Source organism: Streptomyces sp. NPDC002144 (assembly GCF_053593695.1).
Window position 1 is genome coordinate 12,456 of sequence record NZ_JBSFDB010000007.1, and the last position, 22,527, is coordinate 34,982.

General features: G+C 69.9%; 26 protein-coding genes and 1 tRNA gene. 19 read left to right on the top strand and 8 right to left on the bottom strand.

The features are described 5' to 3' along the window. Nucleotides 1-173 precede the first annotated feature (173 nt). The 12 genes from ACWCQ1_RS12400 to ACWCQ1_RS12455 all read left to right on the top strand — a co-directional run bounded on the left by ACWCQ1_RS12400 (nt 174) and on the right by ACWCQ1_RS12455 (nt 6,844). Entirely contained in the window at nt 174-503 is a 330-nt protein-coding gene (locus tag ACWCQ1_RS12400) for an SCO3933 family regulatory protein (RefSeq protein WP_358610301.1), read from the top strand. Between the two features lie 2 nt (nt 504-505). After that, on the top strand, nt 506-1,852 hold the full coding sequence (locus ACWCQ1_RS12405) for an FtsK/SpoIIIE domain-containing protein (RefSeq protein WP_451026416.1): 1,347 nt from the start codon (nt 506-508) through the stop codon (nt 1,850-1,852). 85 nt (nt 1,853-1,937) lie between these two features. After that, the gene (locus tag ACWCQ1_RS12410; RefSeq protein WP_451026417.1) at nt 1,938-2,105 is read left to right on the top strand and encodes a hypothetical protein; all 168 of its coding nucleotides are present in this window, start codon (nt 1,938-1,940) and stop codon (nt 2,103-2,105) included. Nucleotides 2,106-2,181: 76 nt separating this feature from the next. Continuing rightward, the gene (locus ACWCQ1_RS12415; protein WP_451026418.1) at nt 2,182-2,817 is read left to right on the top strand and encodes a DUF2637 domain-containing protein; all 636 of its coding nucleotides are present in this window, start codon (nt 2,182-2,184) and stop codon (nt 2,815-2,817) included. A gap of 20 nt (nt 2,818-2,837) precedes the next feature. Beyond that, nucleotides 2,838-3,020: a mobile element transfer protein gene (locus ACWCQ1_RS12420; RefSeq protein WP_451026419.1), complete on the top strand. Its 183-nt coding sequence runs from the start codon at nt 2,838-2,840 to the stop codon at nt 3,018-3,020. Between the two features lie 15 nt (nt 3,021-3,035). Continuing rightward, nucleotides 3,036-3,314 carry a hypothetical protein gene (locus tag ACWCQ1_RS12425; protein WP_451026420.1) on the top strand — a complete coding sequence of 93 codons (279 nt, stop codon included), beginning with the start codon at nt 3,036-3,038 and terminating at the stop codon, nt 3,312-3,314. Between the two features lie 91 nt (nt 3,315-3,405). Beyond that, nucleotides 3,406-3,591, top strand: a complete 186-nt coding sequence (locus tag ACWCQ1_RS12430) for a hypothetical protein (RefSeq protein WP_451026421.1) — start codon at nt 3,406-3,408, stop codon at nt 3,589-3,591. A gap of 4 nt (nt 3,592-3,595) precedes the next feature. After that, complete coding sequence (locus ACWCQ1_RS12435) at nt 3,596-3,838, top strand: hypothetical protein (RefSeq protein ID WP_451026422.1); 243 nt, start codon at nt 3,596-3,598, stop codon at nt 3,836-3,838. Further along, the gene (locus ACWCQ1_RS12440; protein ID WP_451026423.1) at nt 3,831-4,019 is read left to right on the top strand and encodes a hypothetical protein; all 189 of its coding nucleotides are present in this window, start codon (nt 3,831-3,833) and stop codon (nt 4,017-4,019) included. Before ACWCQ1_RS12435 ends, ACWCQ1_RS12440 begins: the two co-directional genes overlap by 8 nt. Before the next feature lie 4 nt (nt 4,020-4,023). Then, entirely contained in the window at nt 4,024-5,418 is a 1,395-nt protein-coding gene (gene repSA, locus ACWCQ1_RS12445; RefSeq protein WP_451026424.1) for a replication initiator protein RepSA, read from the top strand. Then, on the top strand, nt 5,415-5,624 hold the full coding sequence (locus tag ACWCQ1_RS12450) for a helix-turn-helix domain-containing protein (protein ID WP_451026425.1): 210 nt from the start codon (nt 5,415-5,417) through the stop codon (nt 5,622-5,624). The genes repSA and ACWCQ1_RS12450 overlap by 4 nt, the downstream gene beginning before the upstream one ends. Beyond that, nucleotides 5,612-6,844, top strand: coding sequence for a site-specific integrase (locus tag ACWCQ1_RS12455; protein WP_451026426.1), 1,233 nt, complete (start codon nt 5,612-5,614; stop codon nt 6,842-6,844). Before ACWCQ1_RS12450 ends, ACWCQ1_RS12455 begins: the two co-directional genes overlap by 13 nt. 72 nt (nt 6,845-6,916) lie before the next feature. On the opposite strand, the gene ACWCQ1_RS12460 is transcribed toward ACWCQ1_RS12455, so the two are convergent. The 7 genes from ACWCQ1_RS12460 to galU all read right to left on the bottom strand — a co-directional run bounded on the left by ACWCQ1_RS12460 (nt 6,917) and on the right by galU (nt 12,710). Next, nucleotides 6,917-6,990, bottom strand: a tRNA-Ala gene (locus ACWCQ1_RS12460). 141 nt (nt 6,991-7,131) lie between these two features. Beyond that, on the bottom strand, nt 7,132-8,424 hold the full coding sequence (gene sepX, locus ACWCQ1_RS12465; protein ID WP_451026427.1) for a divisome protein SepX/GlpR: 1,293 nt from the start codon (nt 8,422-8,424) through the stop codon (nt 7,132-7,134). 196 nt (nt 8,425-8,620) lie between these two features. Further along, the gene (locus tag ACWCQ1_RS12470; RefSeq protein ID WP_207929863.1) at nt 8,621-9,277 is read right to left on the bottom strand and encodes a GNAT family N-acetyltransferase; all 657 of its coding nucleotides are present in this window, start codon (nt 9,275-9,277) and stop codon (nt 8,621-8,623) included. A 20-nt stretch (nt 9,278-9,297) separates the two neighbouring features. Further along, on the bottom strand, nt 9,298-9,840 hold the full coding sequence (locus tag ACWCQ1_RS12475) for a MogA/MoaB family molybdenum cofactor biosynthesis protein (RefSeq protein WP_358592642.1): 543 nt from the start codon (nt 9,838-9,840) through the stop codon (nt 9,298-9,300). After that, the gene (moaC, locus tag ACWCQ1_RS12480) at nt 9,837-10,349 is read right to left on the bottom strand and encodes a cyclic pyranopterin monophosphate synthase MoaC (protein ID WP_133045849.1); all 513 of its coding nucleotides are present in this window, start codon (nt 10,347-10,349) and stop codon (nt 9,837-9,839) included. The genes ACWCQ1_RS12475 and moaC overlap by 4 nt, the downstream gene beginning before the upstream one ends. Before the next feature lie 130 nt (nt 10,350-10,479). Continuing rightward, nucleotides 10,480-11,802, bottom strand: coding sequence for a molybdotransferase-like divisome protein Glp (glp, locus tag ACWCQ1_RS12485; RefSeq protein WP_451026428.1), 1,323 nt, complete (start codon nt 11,800-11,802; stop codon nt 10,480-10,482). Nucleotides 11,803-11,807: 5 nt separating this feature from the next. After that, the gene (galU, locus tag ACWCQ1_RS12490) at nt 11,808-12,710 is read right to left on the bottom strand and encodes a UTP--glucose-1-phosphate uridylyltransferase GalU (RefSeq protein WP_133045847.1); all 903 of its coding nucleotides are present in this window, start codon (nt 12,708-12,710) and stop codon (nt 11,808-11,810) included. Between the two features lie 133 nt (nt 12,711-12,843). Between galU and ACWCQ1_RS12495 the strand changes: the two genes are divergently transcribed. After that, entirely contained in the window at nt 12,844-13,428 is a 585-nt protein-coding gene (locus tag ACWCQ1_RS12495; RefSeq protein WP_358592636.1) for a 5-formyltetrahydrofolate cyclo-ligase, read from the top strand. A 229-nt stretch (nt 13,429-13,657) separates the two neighbouring features. Here ACWCQ1_RS12495 and ACWCQ1_RS12500 read toward each other — a convergent pair whose 3' ends face one another. Beyond that, nucleotides 13,658-16,492, bottom strand: coding sequence for a penicillin acylase family protein (locus ACWCQ1_RS12500; protein ID WP_358592634.1), 2,835 nt, complete (start codon nt 16,490-16,492; stop codon nt 13,658-13,660). Between the two features lie 239 nt (nt 16,493-16,731). Between ACWCQ1_RS12500 and ACWCQ1_RS12505 the strand changes: the two genes are divergently transcribed. The 6 genes from ACWCQ1_RS12505 to mscL all read left to right on the top strand — a co-directional run bounded on the left by ACWCQ1_RS12505 (nt 16,732) and on the right by mscL (nt 22,485). Next, the gene (locus ACWCQ1_RS12505; RefSeq protein ID WP_133046013.1) at nt 16,732-18,267 is read left to right on the top strand and encodes a potassium/proton antiporter; all 1,536 of its coding nucleotides are present in this window, start codon (nt 16,732-16,734) and stop codon (nt 18,265-18,267) included. A gap of 315 nt (nt 18,268-18,582) precedes the next feature. Next, complete coding sequence (locus ACWCQ1_RS12510) at nt 18,583-19,875, top strand: MFS transporter (RefSeq protein ID WP_451026429.1); 1,293 nt, start codon at nt 18,583-18,585, stop codon at nt 19,873-19,875. Nucleotides 19,876-19,942: 67 nt separating this feature from the next. Continuing rightward, nucleotides 19,943-20,251, top strand: coding sequence for an FmdB family zinc ribbon protein (locus ACWCQ1_RS12515; protein ID WP_133045843.1), 309 nt, complete (start codon nt 19,943-19,945; stop codon nt 20,249-20,251). A gap of 97 nt (nt 20,252-20,348) precedes the next feature. Beyond that, on the top strand, nt 20,349-21,182 hold the full coding sequence (locus tag ACWCQ1_RS12520) for an S-methyl-5'-thioadenosine phosphorylase (protein WP_133045842.1): 834 nt from the start codon (nt 20,349-20,351) through the stop codon (nt 21,180-21,182). A 154-nt stretch (nt 21,183-21,336) separates the two neighbouring features. Then, complete coding sequence (locus tag ACWCQ1_RS12525; protein ID WP_358592626.1) at nt 21,337-21,876, top strand: CpaB family protein; 540 nt, start codon at nt 21,337-21,339, stop codon at nt 21,874-21,876. Nucleotides 21,877-22,014: 138 nt separating this feature from the next. After that, nucleotides 22,015-22,485, top strand: a complete 471-nt coding sequence (mscL, locus tag ACWCQ1_RS12530; RefSeq protein ID WP_133045840.1) for a large conductance mechanosensitive channel protein MscL — start codon at nt 22,015-22,017, stop codon at nt 22,483-22,485. Nucleotides 22,486-22,527: the final 42 nt, after the last annotated feature.

Below are 22,527 nucleotides of genomic sequence, written 5' to 3' on the forward strand. Positions count from 1 at the left end.
TCTCTAGACAGCCTAGGCCATAGGTGCGGCACCCGCTCTGTCGTGTAGCCCCAATCCCGCTTCTTCAACATCTCTAGACAGATTCCCTTGACGTCTCTAGAGACGTGCGCTCTACTTGAAGATGTCTAGAGAGGTCGCCATCGGGCGGCTTCCAAGAGCTGAGGGATGTGCTCATGCCGTCGTTCAAGATCGACACTTCGACTGCTGTGGTGTTCGTCGCGACCGCGCCGGTACCGAAGCTGGCCAATGCGAAGACTGGTGAGCGTGCGATGGACCGGGAGACCGGTGCGGCGCTGTCGACCGTGGGCCTGCTGGTCTCGGACGAAGGGGAGGGGAACCTCTACCAGGTGACTATCCCGGAGACGGGTTACCCGGAGGGCCTGGCGCCGGGTATGCCGGTCAAGGTCATCGGCTTGAAGGCCCGTGACTGGGAGAACGAGTTCAACGGCCAGAAGCGGCACGGGATTTCGTTCCGCGCGGTCGCGATCACGTCGGCGGTCTGACCATGACCGATCTGGCGACCTGGTTCGAGGTGGGCGGCGCCGCTGCCGGTGCCGGTGGTCTCGGCTACGCGAAGGTCCGCGCGCCGCGCGTGTACTGGTCGCTGGTCGGGCTGCCGGTCACGTGGGGCCGGTTCACCTGGACCTACCGCGACACGATGGAGGCGTGCGGGCTGACGGTACAGCCGTCCGGCTTCCGTGCCTTCGTCAAGCGCAACCTGGCCAACAGTGAGGTGCGGCCGGTGCCGCCGAAGGTGCGCCGGGTCCGTGGCACCTCGACCGGCCTACGCGTCACGCTCCGACTTCCGGCCGGTCTGGAGCCCGCCGACCTCGCCGCCTCGTCCGAGCGCCTGCGCCATGCGTGGGGTGTGCGGTCGGTGCGCGTGGCGGAGACCAAGCCCGGCTACGTCGAACTGAGCATGACCGGCTGGGACGTCCTCAACCGGGTCACGCTTCCGCGTAAGGCTCAGCCGCATGACCTGGTCGTGCCGGCCGCTTTGCGGGAGGACGGCTCGGTGTTCGAGCGGGACTACCGTGCGGTGCCGCACGCTTTGACGCTGGGCGCGAATCAGTCCGGCAAGTCGGTGTATCAGCGCAACCTGATCAAGGGTCTGGCTCAGCTCCCGGTCGGACTGGTCGGGATCGACTGCAAGCGGGGTGTGGAGCACAACCGGTACGCGCCGCGTCTGTCGGCGCTGGCCACCGATCTGCCCTCGGCCGGCCGCCTGATCGATGCCCTGGTGGCGGAGATGGAAGAGCGCTTCGACCTGCTCGCCCTCTACGGCGTCTCGGACCTGTGGGAACTGCCCGATCACGTCCGGCCGGTGCCGCTGGTGGTGCTGATCGACGAGGTCGCCGAACTCTTCTTCGTCCTGTCCAAGAAGGACGAGCCGGAGCGCGACCGGGTGGTCATGCAACTGGTCCGTCTCGGGCAGATGGCCCGCGCCATCGGCATCTACCTGGAGGTGTGCGGCCAGCGCTTCGGCTCCGACCAGGGCAAGGGCGCCACCGCCCTGCGTGCCCAGCTCACCGGCCGCGTGGTGCACCGCGTGAACGACAAGGCCAGCGCGGACATGGGCCTCGGGGACATCTCCCCCGAAGCGGTCATCGCAGCAACGGCGATCCCGGCCGACCGTCCCGGTGTCGCGGTGGCCGGCGACACCTCGGGCGGCTGGTCCCGCATCCGCACCCCGGAGATCAGCGCGGAGGAAGCGGCCGCGATCTGCCACGAGTTCGCTCACCTCACCCCGGACCTGCCGTTCCTGGCACCGTTCCGCCCGGTCGGCCCCGGCATCATCCCGCCGAAGCCCGCGATGCCACCCCGGGTGCAGCCCCGGCCCGCCACCTCGTAACCCGCTCCCTGCTCCACGGTCGGCGTGACCGCCTCACGCCAGGTCCCTACCCGCGCCATGCCGAAAACCGGAACGGAGACCGTCCATGGCACGCAAGACCGCAAAGCCCAAGGTCACACCGTGTGAGCCCTGCAAGGGCACCGGTGAGGTCTCCCGCACCGTCCGCGTCGGCCGCAAACAGCGCAACGTCGGCCAGCAGACCGGCATCTGCCTGAACTGCCTGGGCGCCGGCGAGATCCCCGCCGATCAATGAACTGCCTGGGGCCGGGCGGCCGGACATCGCTCCCCGCCCCGCCCCGGCCCGATCCCCGCGAAGGAGGTGAAGAGTCGTGTCCCGCTCGATCCGCCCGGACGCCGTTCTCGTACAGGCCGTGATCGCCGGTGCGCTGTCCTTCGCCCACCTGCACGACCTCGCCCAAGCGGCCGGACAAACCGGCTGGAAAGCCTGGGCCTACCCGATCTCGGTCGACCTGCTGATGGTCGCCGCCTGGCGACGCCTGCGCGCCAACCGTTCGCGTCTGGCCTGGTGCTGGTTCCTGGTCGCCCTGGTCGCCTCGCTCGGCGCCAACGTCGCCACGGCCGGCTTCCTCGACCTCGACCACCCGCCCGCCCTGCTCCGCCTCGGCGTCGCAGGCTGGCCCGCCCTCGCCTTCCTGGGCGGCACCCTGCTCGCCCACGCACCCCACACCCCGGCAACCGCCCCGGAGCCCGTAGCCGAGTCGGCGCCGGTCGTCGCGCGGCCCGAACCGCCCACATCGGCACCGGAGATCGCCACACCGGAGCCCGCCCCGGCCCTGCCGGAAGCGAAGGTCCCGTCCGTGCCTCCGGCGCTGATCGACCACGCGCGGAAGGTCGCCACCGAGCACCGCACCCGCACCGGATCCGAGATCGACACCGCGACCCTGCGCACTCGCCTGGGCATCCCGGAAGACCTCGCCGGCGCGATCGTCGCCCAACTCGCTTAACAGACAAGGAGGTTCAGCCCGTGCGTCCGAACCGCTTCTACAACGTGATCCGTATCGGACCGGTCAAGGTCGGCACGTTCAACAACGGCCGTGGCCAGACCAAGCACACCGCCGCATGCACCGCCCCGAACTGCGGCTTCTCCACCGAGCACGGTGACCGGTCGGCCGCCGAACTCGCCGCCCGCACCCACAAGTGCGCGTGAGGGGAGGGCCGTTCGATGCAGTTACCCGAAGACCAGTTGCGCGCCGGGCACATTCCGGCCGACCTTTACCGGCGCCTGCCGCCCGGCTCGGACGTGCACAAGGTCGTGATCGTCCAGGAAGCCCCGCGCTCCTACACGGGCCCGATCGTGCTGACCCTGGTCATCACCGCCGGCGCCGTGACCGTGCTGCTCGTGCTCGCCTTCGTCGTCCACATCATCGCCGCCGCTGCGGTCGCAGTCATCTCCGCCAGTGGCGGGATCAGCTACACGATCAACCGCAGCAAGCACACATAACGCCCTCCGGGGCGGGTCTCTCGCCAAAGAACTCCCGCCCCGGACGGCTCCACCACTCCCAGATCACTGATCCGAAAGGGCTCCGTCCATCATGCCTGTCCACACTCCGAACCGTCCGGTCTGCTACCACTGCGACGGCTTCCCCGTCGTCTCCATCACCACCGGCACCCGCCATCGCGACGGCTCCCGCGTCCTGCTCCGCGTCGTCTGCCACGTCTGCGACGGCACCGGCCACGCTCTCCCCACCCCCGCCGTGCTCGCCCCGGCCGGGAGGTGACGACGTGAAGAGCCTGACCACCTCCGCCCACATCGAGCCGGACACCCGTTTCCGGGTCACCCCGTTCGCCGACCGCGCCAACCCCTTCGTCTGCCTCCGCATCGGCGGTGACTTCGTCGAGCTGGCGCTGATGGCCCCTCTCGGCACCTCTGAAGCCCTGCGCGCCCTCGCCGCTGCTGCCATCGAAGCCGCCGGAGCCCTGGACGCCATGGCTGCCGACACGGCGGAGGTGACCAGCCGTGGCTGACCTCACCCCGACCCCGGAGCGTCCCGGCCTCCACGTCAGCAAGCCGTCCCCGAATGCCCCCGCCACCGCCTCGGCGGTCTGCCACTGCGGCGCCTCCGCCACCGCCAAGGGTGACGCCCAGGTCAAAGCACTGGTCGAGGGCTACACCGCCAACCACGGCCCCGCCCACAACCGGAGGTGACCAAGTGACCGACGCCGCCACCCTGGCGGGCCTCGATGCGGCCACCCTCGCCGACGTGCTGAGGGTGGCCAATCGGGCCGACTTCGACCGCTGGCAAGAACAGATCAAACGCACGGGCGGCTGCTCCGACCCGATCCGCCTCATCGGCGGCACGAAGACGATCGACCCCGCCACGAAGACCGTGCTGCACGCCTACTCCACGGACACCGAGCCGGGCGGCATGCTCCGCATCGCCTGCGGCAACCGCCGTGCCTCCCGCTGCCCGGCCTGCGCCTGGACCTACGCCGGAGACACCTACCACCTCATCCGCGCCGGCCTCGTCGGCGACCCCGCCAAGGGCACCCCGCACACCATCCGGGATCACCCTCGGGTCTTCGCCACCCTGACCGCGCCCTCGTTCGGCCCCGTCCACAACCGGCCCGGCACCCGGCCCTGCCGCTGCGGCATCCGGCACGGCGAGGACGCGCCTGAACTCGGCACCCCGCTCGATCCCGAGTCGTACGACTACGCGGGCGCGGTGCTGTGGAACAACCACGCATCCGAGCTGTGGCGCTACTTCACCATCTACCTGCGCCGCGAGATCGCCAAGCGTGCCGGCCTCACGCAGAAGGCGGCCCAGGAACAGTCGCGGGTCTCCTTCGGCAAGGTCGCCGAGTACCAGAAGCGTGGGGCCGTGCATTTCCACGCGGTGATCCGCTTCGACGGCCCTGAGGGTCCCGACAGTCCGCCCCCGGCGTGGGCCACCCTCGACCTGCTCACCGACGCGATCCGGGCCGCTGCCGCTCGCGTCGCGGTCGACGTGCCTCCGGCGGGCGATGAGCCGGCGCGCACGCTGCGGTGGGGCACACAGCTCGACGTCCAGCCGATCGGCGCCTTCGGCCACGGCGAGGAGATCACCGAGCAGGCGGTCGCCTCCTACGTCGCCAAGTACGCCACCAAGGCAGCCGAGACCACCGGCACCGTGGATCGCCGGATCGGCAACAAAGAGGCCCTGGTCCTGCTCGACGTGCCCGACCACCCCGCCCGGCTCATCGCCGCGTGCCTCGACCTGCACGCGCTCTATCCCGACCGGAAGTTACGGGACTGGGCTCACATGCTCGGCTTCCGCGGCCACTTCTCCACCAAGTCCCGCCGCTACTCGACCACGTTGGGCGCCTTACGCCAGGTCCGCGCCGACTACCGCGCCGCCCAACAACGCCAAGCGCTCGGTCTGCCCGACCCCGAGGACAACCCGGAGGCAACCACGCTCACCCTCGCCCACTGGACCTACGCCGGCCATGGCTACACCCCCGGCGAATCCTGGCTCGCCGCCAACATCCGCCGCGACATCCAGCACAACCGCGAAACCGCACGTGAAGCCCTGCAAGACGAACTCGAATGGGAGGAAGTCGCAGCATGACGACGGCTGTGATCACGCGCAAGTGGTACACCACCGCAGAGGTTGCCGAGATGCTCGGCTACGGCCTCTCGAAGACCAAGATGCTGGTCTTGACCGGGCAGATCCGCTCGATCAAGGACGGTCGTAACCGCCGCATACTCCCCCGCTACGTGGATGAGTACGTCGAACGCCGCGCGCAGGAAGCCGAACGGGAGTGGTCGGCATGAGCGGCAAGCGCGGAAACGGCGAAGGGTCCATCTACCCCTACAAGAACGGCTTCGCTGCGTACGTCTGGGTCACCACCCCTGAGGGCAACCGCAAGCGCAAGTACGTCTACGGCAAGACCCGTGAAGAGGTTCACAACAAGTGGATCAAGTTGCACGCTGAGGCCAAGGAGGGGCCGGTCGTCACGTCGACACCGACCCTCGCGCAGTACCTCGCGCGGTGGCTCAAGGAGGTCGTAGAGCCTGATCTGAAGCCCAAGACGGCGGAGACCTACGCGATGCACGTCCGCCTCTACATCGTGCCGGGACTGGGCTTGAATCGGCTCGACAAGCTCACCGTGCGGGACGTGCGCAACTGGGTGAACACCCTCCTGGAACAGTGCCAGTGCTGCGCTCAGGGCCTCGATGCGAAGCGCGAGACGCCCCGTTGCTGCGCCGTCGGCGAGTGCTGCGAGCGCATCCCGTCGCGCCGTACGGTGCAGGATGCTCGTGCGGTCCTGCGATCGGCCCTGACCAACGCCATGACGGAGGAACTGATCTCGAAGAACGTCGCGGGCCTCGTCAAGGTGCGATCGGCGCGGAAGAAGAAGCGGCATCCGTGGTCCGTCGAAGAGGCTCGGCAGTTCCTCGAAGCGGCCAACACCGCCCGTGACCCGCTGTACGCGGCCTACGTGCTCATTCTGGTGCTCGGCTTCCGGCGTGGTGAGGTGCTGGGTCTGACCTGGGAGAATGTGAACCTGGACGCTGGAGAGATCACGGTGCAGATGCAGCTACAGCGGATCAACCGACGCCTGGTCCACGATGAGACCAAGACTGAGGCATCCACGGCCACGCTCCCCCTGCCGGAGATCTGCGTCACTGCTCTGCAACTCCGCCTGAAGGAGCAGGAGTTGACGAAGAAGGCCGCCGGCGAGCTGTGGACCGAGTCGGACTTCGTCTTCACAACGCGCTACGGGACGCCGTACGAACCCCGGAACTTCAACCGGCTGTTCGTCGCGCGGTCGAGCCGTGCCGGTGTCCGTCGCATCCGCCTGCACGACACCCGGCACACGTGCGGCTCACTGCTCGCCGCCCTGGACGTGCACCCTCGGGTCGCGATGCAGATCCTTCGTCACAGCAAGATCGCGGTGACGATGGAGGTCTACACGCACGTGCCGTCGGAGTCGACCCGGCGGGCACTTCGCAAGCTCGGCAAGCACCTTGGGAAGCAAGATCCAAAGTAGTTGCTGTACTTCGCTGCTGTACGGCATGCCAAAGCCCCTACTGGTGATCGCCAGTAGGGGCTTTGAGCTGCGTGGACCTGAGGGGATTTGAACCCCTGGCCCCCTCGATGCGAACGAGGTGCGCTACCGGACTGCGCCACAGGCCCTTGCAACGAGTGAAACTCTAGCACCCCGATCCGCGTGCTTGGAAATCCGTTCCCGGGCGGGCGGGGACGGCAGCGTCACAGGTGGGACGGGCGGGAGACGCCGCGAGAGGCCGAGGGGAGGAGACGGCTCGGGGCCGTGGGCTACTCGTTGGCGGCCTTCGGCCGGTCCCCGTCCTCGTACTGGTCGAACAACGGCGTACGTCCCCGCTCCCGCGCCCGCCGCGCGGAGGCCGCCCGGCGGGCGTCACTGCGCCCGTCGTCCTCGGCCCTCTCCTCCGCGTCGGCCTCCGGCGCCTCCGCGCCGTCCCGGCGTTCGGCCGCGCCGGCGTCCTGCGTCTCCTGGTCCCGGGCCACGGAACTCGACCGCGCCGAGCTCCACGCGTCCGGCGCCCCGAGGTCCACGTCCGCGGTCGCCCGCGGAGCGACCGGCGCGGTCACGTACGTCGGCAACGGCACCGGCACCGGATCCCAGCTGTCCCCGTGCCCCGGCCGCCGCTGCCGCTCGCGCTGCTGGTCGACCCACTCGGCGTGGTCGGTCTGCTCGACGAGGGCGCGCCGGTCGGCGGCGAGCGCGGACAGCCCGGGGTCGGCCTCGGACTCCGGGCCCTCCTCGGGCTCGTCGACCTGTGACTCGACGGTGGGGCGGCGGCGCGGTTGGCGGGCGCGCTCGCGCAGGCGCTGCGCGGCGGCCTCGGCCCGGCGCCGGTCCATCTGGAAGGCGAAGCGCCGGCGCTCCTGGGCGCGCAGGTAGGCGATGTAGCCGCTGAGCAGTACGGCGGGAACGCCGGGTGCCCACAGGAACGCGAGGCCTCCGACGGCGGCGACGATCGTGCCGAGCGTGAAGGCGAGGAAGAGCATCACGGTGGTGCGCCGACGGCGCGCGAGCACCTTCGTACGCCGGGCGCGGGCGGCGGCGGCTTCCTGCGAGGGCGTGCGGCGTGCGCCCGGCACTCGCTTCCGCGCCGACGCGGAATGGGATCCGCGCGCCGGAGCGGTGCCTGCTGCGGCCGCCGGCACGGAGTCGCCGGCTCGGTGGTTCGTGGAGGCCGCGCGCGCGGGCGCGGAACTTGATCCGGGCGCCGGCGCGTCGGACTTGTCGCGCACCGGTTGCGCACGCCCCGACGCCTGCGCCTGCACGTCCGCGCGCGCCTGCGGGCGCGTCGGAGGCATGACGAAGGCCCGGACGTCCACCGAGTCGGTGATCGCGTCCGGAGCGTCCGCGCCGGGCTCCCCCTCTTCGGTGGAGCGCGCGCGCAGGTCCCTGGCGTACCGACGCTCCATGCCCGCTCGTCCGGACAGCAACCGGATGGCGGTGCTGAAGCGTTCCGTCGGACGGGCCTCGTTCAGCTCGTCCTGCCTACGGAGCCACATCGGCACCAAGTAGGCGGCCCAGGCCCCGACAATGACTGCGTAGATGAGGCCGCTGCTGCTCACGCTTCACACGGTAGAGGGGTTTGCGTGAGGCCATCTGCCAATTGGGCCGGTGTGTCGCACGATCTGGCTGATATTTCGAACTTTTTTTGCGACCGATGCGATCAGCCGCCCGCCGAGGCGCGAATTTAATGCTTCGAGACGGTCACCGTGCGATCATTTTCGAACAAGTATTCAATTACCTCGGCGCCTGGGCCGACTATGCGGGATTCCCCGGAGTGTTGTGGGCGTTCCGGTGGGTCGTGCGGGGCGCGTCCTGCGAGGCCCGCTGGGAGGCTGCCCGCTTCCAACGGCTGAGCAACCCGTCCGGGACCTCTTCCGCGGTGAGCGCGAACACGAGATGGTCGCGCCAGGCTCCGTCGATGTGGAGATAACGCGGCCTGAGTCCCTCCTCGCGGAATCCGAGTTTCTCCACGACCCGTCGGCTCGGCCCGTTCTCGGGGCGAATGCAGACCTCGATGCGGTGCAGACCGACGGCCCGGAAACAGTGGTCAACGACAAGTGCCACGGACGTCGGCATGACTCCGCGGCCGGCCACCGCCTCGTCCACCCAGTAACCGATGTGCCCGGAACACATCGAGCCCCAGGTGATGCCGGCGACCGTCAACTGCCCGACGAGCCGCCCTTGGTACTCGATGACGAACGGCAGCATCCGGCCCGCGTTCGCTTCCGAGCGCAGGTGCCGGACCATCTGACGGTAGGTCGGCCGGTGCGCTATCGGGCCGCTGGGCGTGGGCGGCGGAATGGTCGCCTCCCAGGGGCGCAGCCAGTCCCGGTTGCGCCGGTTGACCTCGCGCCACGCCCGCTGGTCGCGCAGTTTTATCGGCCTCAGGACGATGTCGCCGTCCGTCAGCACGACGGGCCAGGATGGGCTGTTCAGCTCGCACCCCCACTGGTGGAGCCTGGTCTGGGGTGGTCGCCGCCGCGGATCTGGTCGACGGCGTGGACCAGCAGGGGTTCCAGGACGGCCAGCCCGTCCCGGACCCCGCCGGTGGAACCCGGCAGGTTGACGATCAGCGTGCGCCCCGCGACCCCGGCCAGGCCCCGGGAGAGCGCGGCGGTCGGCACCTTCTCCCGTCCGAACGCCCTGACGGCCTCCGCGATGCCCGGCACCTCGTAGTCGATCACCTTGCGCGTCGCCTCGGGGGTGCGGTCGGTGGGCGAGATGCCGGTGCCGCCGGTGGTCACGATCACGTCGTAGCCGGCATCGGCGCCCGCGCGCAGGGCGGCCTCCACGGGGTCGCCGTCGGGGACGATCTGCGGGCCGTCGACGGCGAACCCGAAGCGCTTGAGTCCCTCGGCGATCAGCGGGCCGCCCTTGTCCTCGTAGACACCGGCGGCGGCACGGTTGGAGGCCGTGACGACGAGCGCGCTGTACGGGGCGAGCAGCGCACCGCCGATCCCGGCATCGAGCGTCATGTCCGGCTCCAATGGCCCGACTTGCCGCCCGTCTTCTCCTCCACGCGCACGTCCGTGATGACCGCTCCCTTGTCGACCGCCTTGACCATGTCGATCACGGTGAGCGCGGCGACGGAGACGGCGGTCAGGGCCTCCATCTCGACGCCCGTGCGGTCCGTGGTCTTCACGGTGGCCCGGATCTCCACGGCGTCGTCCGCGACCGACAGATCCAGTTTCACACCGGACACCGACAACGGATGGCACAGCGGGATGAGATCCGGGGTGCGCTTGGCGCCCATGATCCCGGCGATGCGCGCGGTGGCGAGGGCGTCTCCCTTGGGCACTCCCTCACCGCGCAGCAGTTCGATCACGCGTGGTGAGACGAGGACCCGGCCGCTGGCGCGGGCGGTGCGCGCGGTCACGTCCTTGCCGGACACGTCGACCATGCGGGCGGCGCCCGCCTCGTCGATGTGTGTCAGGCGGTCCTGCACAGACGGTCCGGGGGTCTCCCCCCGGGAAGGCACGGTCATGGTGTGTGGCGCTCCCGGTCCGGGCCCCTCGCGGTGCGGCGCGTGGGCCTGCTGTGCGCGACACGGTACGCCAAATCGGCGCGGACGAAGGAGCAGGACCGTCCCCATGAGCGGCCCACGCGCGCGTGGGTCAGCCGAGCAGTACGACCTCGACCTCGCTGCCGGGCTCGACGGACTCCACGTCCTCGGGTACGACGATCAACGCGTCGGCGTGCGCGAGGGCCGCGACCAGGTGCGATCCGGCGCCGCCGACGGGACTGACGGAGCCGTCGGCATACGTGCCCCGCAGGAACTGTCTGCGGCCCTTCGGCGAGGTCAGCGCCTTGCCGGTGGTGAGAGTGGCCCTCGTGCGCGGCCGGTGGACGTCGTCGAGCCCCATAAGGGTGCGGATCGCGGGGCGGACGAACAGCTCGAAGGAGACGTACGACGAGACGGGGTTGCCCGGGAGGGCGAGCAGCGGAACGTGGTCGGGGCCGATGGTGCCGAAGCCCTGGGGTTTGCCGGGCTGCATGGCGAGCTTGCGGAACTCGATGCCGCCGCCCGCCTCGTCCTCGTCGCCGACGTACGACAGGGCTTCCTTGACGACGTCGTACGCCCCGACGCTCACGCCACCCGTGGTGACCATGAGGTCGGCGCGCACGAGCTGGTCCTCGATGGTGGCGCGCAGGGTCTCGGCGTCGTCGGCGACGGCGCCCACGCGGTAGGCGATGGCGCCGGCGTCGCGGGCGGCGGCGGTGAGAGCGAAGCTGTTGGAGTCGTAGATCTGGCCGCTGCCCAGTTCCTCGTCGGGCTGGACGAGTTCGCTGCCGGTGGAGACGACGACCACGCGCGGGCGCGGGCGCACGCGAACCGTGCCACGGCCGATGGCGGCGAGCAGGGCGATCTGCGGTGGCCCGAGGACGGTGCCGGCCTCGAGGGCTCGGTCCCCGGCCTGCACGTCGCTGCCCTTGGCGCGCACGTGCGCGCGTGCGTCGGCCGACCGGTACACGTGCACGTGCCCCTCGGCGCCCTCGGGGCCGAGGCTGCGGGCGCGCATCCCGGCGACCGGGCCCTCGCCGAGGCCCCCGTCGGTCCACTCGACGGGGACGACGGTCTCGGCGCCGGGCGGCAACGGGGCGCCGGTCATGATGCGGGCGGCCTGGCCGGGCCCCACGTGGAGCAGCTCGGCCTGGCCCGCCGCGACGTCCCCGACGACGTCCAGCACCGCCGGGAACTCCTCACTCGCGCCCGCGACGTCCGCGACCCGTACCGCGTACCCGTCCATGGAGCTGTTGTCGAACGGCGGCAGCGACAGCGGCACCGTGACGTCCTCGACCAGGACGCAGCCCTGGGCGTCGAGGAGCTGCAGCTCGATGGGTTCCAGGGGGCGGACGGTGGTGAGGATGTCCTCCATGTGCTCGTCCACCGACCACAGGTGGTCCGGGCCGGTGGTGCGGGGCGCGGCGCTGCTCAACGTTGCTACATCTCCTCGGCTACGTAACTGCGAAGCCAGGTCCGGAAGTCCGGGCCCAGGTCTTCACGTTCGCACGCGAGTCTGACAATGGCACGCAGATAGTCACCGCGGTCGCCGGTGTCATAGCGGCGGCCCGTGAAGACCACGCCGTGCACCGGGCCGCCGACCTTCTCGTCCTGCGCGAGCTGCTGGAGGGCGTCGGTGAGCTGGATCTCCCCGCCGCGGCCCGGCTCGGTCTTGCGCAGTATCTCGAAGATGTGCGGGTCGAGGACGTAGCGGCCGATGATCGCGTAATTCGACGGCGCGTCGACCGGGTCGGGCTTCTCGACCAGTCCGGTCACCTTGACGACGTCGCCGTCCTCGGTGGTCTCCACGGCCGCGCATCCGTAGAGGTGGATCTGCTCCGGCGCGACCTCCATGAGCGCGATGACGCTGCCGCCGTGCTGCTCCTGCACCTCGACCATGCGCGCGAGCAGGGGGTCGCGCGGGTCGATGAGGTCGTCGCCGAGCAGGACGGCGAAGGGTTCGTCGCCCACGTGTGGAGCGGCGCACAGCACGGCGTGACCCAGCCCCTTGGGGTCGCCCTGCCGCACGTAGTGCATGGTGGCCAGGTCGCTGGATGCCTGGACCTTGGCGAGACGGCCGGCGTCGCCCTTCTTCTGAAGGGCCGACTCCAGCTCGTAGTTGCGGTCGAAGTGGTCCTCGAGCGGGCGCTTGTTGCGGCCGGTGACCATGAGGACGTCGTCGAGACCCGCGGCCACGGCCTCCTCGACCACATACTGGATCGCGGGCTTGTCGACGACCGGCAGCATCTCCTTGGGAGTGGCCTTGGTGGCCGGCAGGAACCGGGTGCCGAGGCCGGCTGCGGGAATGACAGCCTTGGTGATCCTGGGGTGGGACTGAGTCATGCCCGCAACCTTATCCGGTGCCTTTGCGGGGAATCCGCGACTCCGGTTAATTAGCTCTCATATGAGCGGATTGGAAGGGTACGGGGTGCGATCAGTGAATCACGCCGGACATGCTGCCGAGTCTGACAAGCGAATGTTGCGGCGAGAGTTCCTCGCGGTGAGAAACAGATTGACGGCGGATGACGTGCGGGAGGCCGCCGAGGCGCTGGCCGGCCGCGCCCTCGGGCTGCCCGAACTGGCGCGGGCGCGCACGGTGGCGGGGTACGTCTCCGTGGAGAGCGAGCCGGGCACCCTCGCGCTCTTGGACGCGCTGTGCGCGCGGGGCGTGCGGGTCCTGCTCCCGGCGCTCCTGCCGGACAACGACCTGGACTGGGGCGCGTACACCGGCGAGGGCTCCCTGGCGCGTGTCCAACACGGCGGAAAGATGGCCCTCTTCGAGCCGACCGGCGAGCGTCTCGGCCCGGACGCCGTGGCCGGAGCCGACGTGGTGCTGTTGCCGGGGCTGGCGGTGGATGCGCGCGGGATGCGGCTGGGGCGCGGCGGGGGGTCGTACGACCGCGTCCTCGCGCGTCTGGAGGGCGCGGGCGCACATCCGGCGCTGGTGGTGCTGCTGTACGATTCGGAGGTCGTCGAGCGCGTCCCGTCCGAGGCGCACGACCGGCCGGTGCACGCCGTGGTGACACCGTCGGGCGTACGCCGCTTCCCCAGCGGCGCGTGAACCGGGGAGGGGCGCGCGCCGATCATCACGCGCCCCGCGCTCGCCGATACGCCCCGCGCCCAAGCAGCGCCTCGCGCCCAGCTGCCGTGCCCCCGCCCTCCTGCCGTGCCCGCGCGCTCCGCGCACCGTCGGCGCCGTCCGCACCCGCAGACGCCGGCACATACGGAAAGGGGTCCTCCACGCGTGCGTGGAGGACCCCTTTCCGTGGCTCATGGCCGGAGGCTCGGCCTCATGGCTTCAGCACCAGCGTGTCGCTCGTGTTCTTGTCGACGGCCCTGTCGGAGAAGTTCCAGTCGAGGAGTTCGCCGTCGGCCCACTTGCCGGTCTGGTCGGTGTAGTGGGCGCTGAAGGCGTGCCCGGAGGCTCCGGTGAGGTTGATCCACTTCGACTTGTCGAGGTCGTCGAGGTTGACCACCATGCGCATCGACGGGACCCACACCACGCCGTATCCGCCGGCCGCGTTCCAGCCGGTGGCGTTGACCGTCGCCTCGCCGCCGCTGAGCTTCCAGGGGCCGCGGTTGAGGATGTACTGCAGGAAACCGGGGCCGTCGGTGCCGAGGGTCTGGTTCTTCAGGAACAGGCGGTGCAGCCGGCCCCAGCTCCACGTGTCTATGTCCTTACCCAGCTTGGCGGTGAGCTCCCAGCGGGCGTCGATCAAGGCGCGCTTGAACAGGTCGTCACGGTTGTTCTGCGCCCCAGGCCGGGTGAGCGACTTGGGCGTGGTCCACCAGTCGCTCTTCGGGTCGTTCATCAGGGTGCGCACGACCTCGAACCAGCGATCGCCACCGTCCGGCTGCGCCTGGTCGGCGTCGCGCTGGCCGCACTCGCGGACCTTGTTGGTCTCGTCCGCGGGGCCGGTGGTGTTGACCGGGTCGACCCACAGGCACTGGCCCTCGACACGCAGTTCCTTGGGCAGCTTGTTGCCGAACGCCAGCTTGAGGATGTTGCGCCAGACGGCGTTGAAGTAGGCGGCCGCGGCCGAGTCGGCGTCCTGGGTGTAGTCCCAGCCTTCAAGCAGCTGCTGCGCCTCGCGGACGTTCTTGTCACTGATGTCGATCTTCAGCAGTTTAGGCACGAGCAGTTTGGCGATCTCACTGCTGTTGTCGAGCTGCATCTGGCGCATGTCGTCCGTGGAGATCTTGCCGCCGTCCTTGATCTTCGACTCGATCAGGTCGGTGATGCGCTGGCTGCGGGTGCCGTACCCCCAGTCCGTGGTGAGCGTGTAGGGGTACTTGTCCGGGTCGACCACCGCCTGGTTGGCGGTGACGATGTAGCCGCGCTTCGGGTTGAACTCGTAGGGCAGCGCCTTCTGGGGGATGAACCCGGTCCACTTGTAGCCGGAGTCCCAGCCCGGCGCGGGGATCGAGCCGTCGTCCTTCTTCGCGCGCGTGGGGATCTTTCCCGGCAGCGTGTAGCCGATGTTGTCCTTGTCGGCGTAGACCAGGTTCTGCGAGGGCACGTCGAACAGGGCGGCGGCGGAACGGAAGCCGCTCCAGTTCGAGGCCTTGTCCATGGCGAAGACGGCGTCCATGGAGGTGCCCGGGTCCAGCGCGGTCCAGCGCAACGCGACGCCGTAACCGTCGCCGCGGTCGGGAGCGGCGGTGTCGACGGTGGCCTTCCTGCCGACCTTGACGAGCTCGTCGTCCCGGTCGGACAGCAGCGGCATGCCGTCGGCGGTCTGGCGGACGATGATCTGTTTGGAGGCGCCGCCGGCGACCTTGATGGTCTCCGTGCGGGTCTTGAAGGGCTTCACCGTGCCGTCGTAGAGGTAGCCGTCGCCGGTGAGCTTCTCCAGGTAGAGGTCGGTGACGTCGACGCCGGAGTTGGTCATGCCCCAGGCGATGTTCTGGTTGTGGCCGATGACCACGCCGGGCATGCCCGCGAAGGTGTAACCGGTGACGTCGTACTGGCACTTGCTGGAGACGGTCCGGCAGTGCAGGCCCATCTGGTACCAGACGGACGGCAGCGAGGCCGACAGGTGCGGGTCGTTGGCGAGCAGGGGGTGGCCGGTGATGGTGTGATCCCCGGAGACGACCCACGAGTTGGATCCGATGCCCTGGCCGTTCACGCCCACGGCGGCGGGAACGTCGTCCAGGACCTTGTAGAGGCCCGAAAGCTGGCTCTGCAGCGCCGAGGACGCCGTCGAGGCGGAAACGCCCGTGGAGCCGCTCGTGGAGGTTCCGCTGGTGGAGGTTCCGCTGGTGGAGGTTCCGCCGGCCGACGTCCCGCTGGTGGACGTTCCGGTCGTGGACGTTCCGCTGGTGGACGAGCTGCCGTTCTGTTCGAACGCCTTGGTGAGGTCGTTGTACTGGCCCTCCTGGACGATCGCCTTGTTGCGGCTGTACGGGTAGTCCGGGTACAGGTCGGCGATCTGCTTGGGGCCGAGGCGGCTGGTCATCAGGGCGCGGTCGATCTCGTCCTGCATGTTGCCGCGCAGGTCCCAGGCCATCGCCTTCAGCCACGAGACCGAGTCGACCGGGGTCCACTTCCCCGGCTTGTAGTCGTTGGTGAAGCCCAGGGCCGCGTACTCGAGGGAGATGTCCTTGCCGTCCTTGCCCTGCAGGTAGGCGTTGACTCCCTTGGCGTAGGCCTGGAGGTACTTCTTCGTGGAGGCCGACAGCTTGGTGTCGTACTCCTGGCGGGCCACCCGGTCCCAGCCCAGGGTGCGCAGGAACTCGTCGTTCTTGACCTGGCTCTTGCCGAACATCTCCGACAGGCGCCCGGCGGTCATGTGGCGGCGTACGTCCATCTCGTAGAACCGGTCCTGCGCCTGGACGTAGCCCTGCGCCATGAACAGATCCTCGTCCGAGGAGGCGTAGATCTGCGGGATGCCGTAACTGTCGCGCTTCACGTCGACGGGGCCTGACAGACCGTCGAGTGTTATCGAACCCGTCGTCTGCGGGAAGGAGGCGCGGACGGTGCTGATGGACCAGTACGCCCCGTAGGCAACGCCCGCAATGAGGGCCAAGACCAGTACCAGCACGATGAGTCGGGCTTTGCGCCCCTTCTTCCTGCCGGACTTGGCGGGCTTGTCACCCGTTGTGGCGGTGATGTTGGGGGGCATCGCTGTCCTTGCTGTCCTAACGCGAGCGGCAGGCGGGCTGTGACTTTGAATGAGCGCTGGAGCAACCATAGGCGCAGGGTCCCGAGCCCCTTGACGCGGTGTCGGGAACGAGCGCGAGCGGGCGTTCGATCTTGCCTCGCGGAGCGTCAAGAAATCGTCAAGAGTTAGGTAAGGTAACAAAGTACTTGGATGCGGAGTCCCACGACCTCGTGTCCCATGTACGTGAGCTCCCGCGCGGGATGCGCGTGAGTCAGGGAAGGGAACGGCCGCTGACTGTCCACCACCTCAACCAGCTTCTGCTCGTCTGCTCGCTCGTCCTGCTCGTCGCCGTGGCAGCGGTCCGGATCTCCTCGCGCAGCGGGCTCCCCAGCCTGCTCGTTTACCTGGCGATCGGGATCCTCATGGGCCAGGACGGCATCGGCGACATCCGCTTCGACAACGCCGAACTCACCCAGGTCATCGGGTACGCGGCGCTCGTCGTGATCCTGGCCGAGGGCGGTCTCGGCACGAAGTGGAAGGAGGTCCGGCCGGTCCTGCCCGCCGCCTCCGCGCTGGCGCTGGCCGGAGTCGCGGTGAGCGTCGGGGTCACGGCCACGGCCGCGCACTACCTGGTCGGGCTGGAGTGGCGGCAGGCCCTCATCATCGGCGCGGTCGTCTCCTCGACGGACGCGGCGGCGGTCTTCTCGGTGCTGCGCAGAATTCCCCTCCCCGCGCGCGTGACGGGCACGCTGGAGGCCGAGTCCGGCTTCAACGACGCTCCCGTGGTCATCCTGGTCGTGGCGTTCTCCACGGCCGGCCCGGTCGAGCACTGGTACGTGCTGCTGGGCGAGATAGCTCTCGAACTCGCCATCGGTGCGGCCATCGGTCTCGCGGTGGGCTGGCTCGGCTCCTGGGGGCTGCGGCACGTGGCACTGCCTGCCTCCGGCCTCTACCCGATCGCCGTCATGGCGATCGCGGTGACGGCGTACGCCGGGGGCGCGCTGGCACACGGCAGCGGCTTCCTGGGGGTCTACCTCGCCTCGATGATGATGGGCAACGCGAAGCTGCCGCACTGGCCCGCCACGCGCGGGTTCGCCGACGGGCTCGGCTGGATCGCACAGATCGGCATGTTCGTCCTGCTCGGCCTGCTGGTCACCCCGCACGACCTCGGGGACGACGTCGTGCCCGCCCTCGTCATCGGCCTGGCGCTGACCATGGTCGCGCGTCCGCTGAGCGTCGTGCTGTGCCTGCTGCCGTTCCGGGTGCCCTGGCAGGAGCAGACGCTGATGTCGTGGGCCGGGCTGCGCGGGGCGGTGCCCATCATCCTGGCGACGATCCCGATGGTGCAGGGCGTGGACTCCAGCCGCCGCATCTTCAACATCGTCTTCGTCCTCGTCGCCGTCTACACACTCGTCCAGGGGCCGACCCTGCCGTGGCTGGCCCGCAAGCTGCACCTCGGCGAGGGCGGCGAGGCGGCGGACCTGGGCATCGAGTCGGCCCCACTGGAGCGACTGCGCGGACACCTGCTGTCCGTGGCGATCCCCGAGGGCTCGAAGATGCACGGCGTCGAGGTCAACGAGCTGCGGCTGCCGGCCGGAGCCGCCGTCACGCTCGTCGTCCGCGAAGGAAAATCGTTTGTTCCTATGCCGACGACGGTGCTGCGGCGCGGCGACGAGCTGCTGGTCGTCGCCACCGATCCGGTGCGCGACGCCGCGGAGCGGCGGCTGCGCGCCGTGGGGCACGGCGGCAAGCTGGCCGGGTGGCTCGGGACGAACGGGGCGGGCGCGGGGCGCTGAACCCGCACCGTCGCGCCGCGCACGACACCTCTCACCGGGCCGTTAAGGGCGTGTTTCGCACGGTTCACACCGGCGCCAATCACAGGTGAACGCGCGCGTGGTGCTCGTTTTCACAGGCCCACAAACCATTGATCCCTGTAGGATGAAGGCGCACCCTGATCGAACCAACTCTGCCTGACGCAGAGCTGGCGCGACCGTATGGCGGCCGGCCAGTCCTCCGCAGTGGACACCGGTATCTACCGCAGTTCCGCGCAAGAGGACAGCTCTCGGCGCCCCCGCACGGGCGCGCTACCAGGCGGCAGAAAGGCACGGACCGTGGCATCCACGGTCACCACCGAGCCGTCCAGGAACTCGGCGGCGCCGGCCCGCCCCGGGTACGGACAGCTGCTGCGCACCCGCGGCGCCTGGACGTTCCTGCTTCCCGGCTTCGCGGCGCGCCAGCCGTTCGCGATGCTCACCATCTCCATCGTGCTGCTCGTGCAGCACACCACCGGCTCGTACGGCGCCGCGGGCGCCACCGCGGCCGCCACGGGTGTCTCCATGGCCCTGTTCGCGCCCTACAGCGGCCGGCTCGCCGACCGGTACGGGCAGCGCGCCGTCCTCATCCCCGGCGTGCTGCTGCACTCGCTCGCGGGGCTGTCACTGACGGCGCTCGCGCTCGCCCACGCGCCCCTGTGGGTGCTGTTCGCGGCGGCCGTTCCGACAGGTGCCTCGGTGCCGCAGATCGGCCCGATGGTGCGCGCCCGCTGGGGCGTGAAGCTGCAGGACACGCCCCTGATGACCACCGCGGCCGCCTTCGAGTCCGTCACGGACGAGCTCACCTTCGTGTTCGGTCCGCTGCTGGCCACCGCCCTGTGCACCACCGTGGCTCCGGCCGCGGGCCTGGTGACGGAGGCAGGGCTCACCCTGCTCGGCGGCCTGCTGTTCGCTGCGCAGAAGGGCACGCAGCCGGCGATCACCCTCGCCGGGCACGCGCGCGTGGAGCACGCGTCCGCTCTGCGGGTGCCCGGAGTGCTCGTCCTGGTGGTGGCATTCCTGGGCATCGGATCCGTCTTCGGCGGCATGCAGGTGTCGCTGGCCGCGTTCAGCGAGTCGATCGGGGAGCCCGGACTGAACGGCGTGCTGTACGGCGTCTTCGCCGCGGGCAACATGCTTTCCGGCATCGTCTGCGGCGCCGTCGCGTGGAGGACCGCGCCCCAACGCCGCCTCGTCGTGGGCTACGGCGCGCTCGCTCTGGTGGCCTCCGGCCTGTGGGCCGCGCACTCCCTGTTCGTCCTGGCCGGCCTCGGCCTGCTCGTCGGCATGTGCATCGCGCCCGCGCTGATCACCGGTTACACGCTGGTCGAGGGACTGGTTCCGGCCGGTGCCCGCACCGAGGCGTTCACCTGGCTCACCGGAGCGGTGGCGCTCGGCCAGGCGGCCGCCGTCACGGTCGCCGGGCAGCTCGAGGACCGCTTCTGGGACGGCGCGGGGTTCCTGGTGCCGATGGCCGGTACAGTGCTCGCGCTGGCGACCCTCCTGGCGCTGCGATCCAGGCTCGTGGCGCACCCCCGCGGCCGGACCGTCGCGCGTGGCGTCGGTCACCGCGTGCCGGTCACGGTGGACTGATCCTCAGGAATACGTCACTATGGACCCTCGTTAGCACTCATTGAGTGAGAGTGCCAGGAGGAAGACAGTGCCCACCTACCAGTACCAGTGCACCGAGTGCGGCGAGGGCCTCGAGGCGGTGCAGAAGTTCACCGACGACGCTCTGACCGAGTGCCCCAACTGCGGTGGCCGCCTGAAGAAGGTGTTCTCCGCGGTCGGCATTGTCTTCAAGGGCTCGGGCTTCTACCGCAACGACAGCCGCGGCTCCTCGTCGAGCAGCTCGCCGTCGTCGTCCAAGCCGGCGACCTCGACATCGACCACGTCGTCGTCCACGTCGTCCTCGGACTCGAAGTCCTCGGGCACCGGCACCTCCTCCAGCAGCAGCTCCGCCGCCTAGGCACCGCTTCCCGGACCCTGCCGTCGTACGACGGCGGGGTCCTCGGCGTACGCGGGCGGTTCTCCGTGCCTCGCCGGGGACGGATACTGTGCTGGCCATGGCGAACGCAGAAATCGGTGTAATCGGCGGCTCGGGCTTCTACTCGTTCCTCGACGACGTGACCGAAGTCCAGGTGGACACCCCGTACGGCCCTCCCAGCGACTCCCTCTTCCTCGGCGAGGTCGCCGGACGGCGCGTCGCCTTCCTGCCCCGGCACGGACGCGGCCACCATCTGCCGCCTCACCGGATCAATTACCGGGCCAACCTGTGGGCCCTGCGGTCCCTTGGCGTGCGGCAGGTCCTCGGGCCCTGCGCGGTGGGCGGCCTGCGCCCCGAGTACGGGCCCGGCACGCTGCTGGTGCCGGACCAGCTGGTCGACCGGACGAAGTCCCGGGTGGTGACGTACTTCGACGGGCTGCCGCTGCCCGGCGGTTCCGTCCCCAACGTGGTGCACGTGTCCCTGGCGGACCCGTACTGCCCGGTGGGGCGGGCGGCTGCGCTGAAGGCCGCACGTGGCCGGGACTGGGAGCCCGTGGATGGCGGCACGCTGGTCGTGGTCGAGGGACCGCGCTTCTCGACCCGTGCGGAATCGTTGTGGCACCAGGCACAGGGCTGGTCGGTCGTGGGCATGACCGGTCACCCCGAGGCGGCGCTCGCCCGTGAACTGGAGCTGTGCTACACGTCGATGACCCTGGTGACCGATCTCGACGCGGGTGCCGAGACCGGCGAGGGTGTCTCGCACGACGAGGTGCTGCGCGTCTTCGCGGCGAACGTGGACCGGCTGCGGGGTGTTCTCTTCGACGCCGTGGCGGCCCTGCCGGCCAACGAGGACCGGGACTGCCTGTGCACGACGGCGCTGGGCGGGATGGATCCGGGGTTCGAGCTGCCGTGACGCGGTGACGGACAGGGATTCCGGTACGGAACTCCCCGTTCGAGGGACGGAGTTTTCCACAACTAGTCGGTAGTCCACGGGCCTCGGCGGAGATCGGCTCGAAGCCTCATCGTGGGCCTGCAAGCCGATTCTCCGACGCAGGTGGTGATGCCCCATGTCCCTTCCGACTCCGCCCCTCTCCCCCTCTTCTCCACACCCGCCGGGCGCCGACGCTCCCGCCACATGCGAGGTTCCGCATTTCGCTCCCGTGCGGGTGCGCGGTGGGCGCCATCAACTGCGACGGCTCGTGCGGAGCCGCAGGCGGGCCCTGGCAGCCGGTCTCGCCGTCACCGCTGCCGCACTGGTGGCCGCGGGACCGCGGAGCGGCGACGGTGCACGCGGGCATCCGGTGGCGGGTCCCGTACCGAAGCGCCCCGCCGTCGAGATGGTGGCCGCACCGGTGCGCATCGCGGACGCGGCCACGGTCCGACTGTTGCGGCCCGGCGACCGGGTGGACGTCATCGCCGCCCAGGAGACGGCGACGGGTGGCGACGCACGCGTGGTCGCGCGCGGGGCGCGGGTGACGAAGGTGCCGGAACCCTTGGAGAGCGCGACCGACAGCGGAGCGCTGGTCGTGCTGTCCGTTCCCCGTACGACCGCGGCACGCCTCGCCGGTGCGAGCGCGACGGCACGGCTGGCGGTGACACTGTGCTGAGCGTCGTCGCCCGTTTTATGCGCGACTTTCTGTCAAGCCCTTCGATCGAGCGACCCCGTTGGACAGAACGGCCCAGCGTTGACGTAGGTTGCGGAGCTGTTTGTTCCACAACCTGTGCATGCGAGGAGAGGCCCCGCGGTGAGCAAGAAGAAGGAAACGACCGTCTGGCAGGGCTTCAAGGCCTTCCTGATGCGCGGGAACGTGGTCGACCTGGCGGTGGCGGTCGTCATCGGTGCCGCGTTCACCAACATCGTCAACTCGGTGGTGAAGGGGATCATCAACCCGGTTGTGGGCGCGTTCGGGACCAAGAACCTGGACAGCTACACGTCCTGCCTCAAGGGCCCCTGCACCGGGACGGGCGACAGCGCGACGGGCGTCCGGATCCTGTGGGGCTCCGTTCTCGGCGCGACCCTCACCTTCGTGATCACCGCGGCGGTCGTCTACTTCCTGATGGTGCTGCCGATGTCGAAGTACCTGGCGCGGCAGGAGGCCCGCAGGAAAGCCAGGGAGGGGACGCACGAGGTGATCGAAGTGACCGAGCTGGAGGTGCTCAAGGAGATCCGCGACGCCCTGGTCGCGCAGCGCGGCTCCGGGTACGGCGGACGGTAACGACGGCGGCCCTCCTGACCCTGCGGGCCTGGCGGGCGGCAG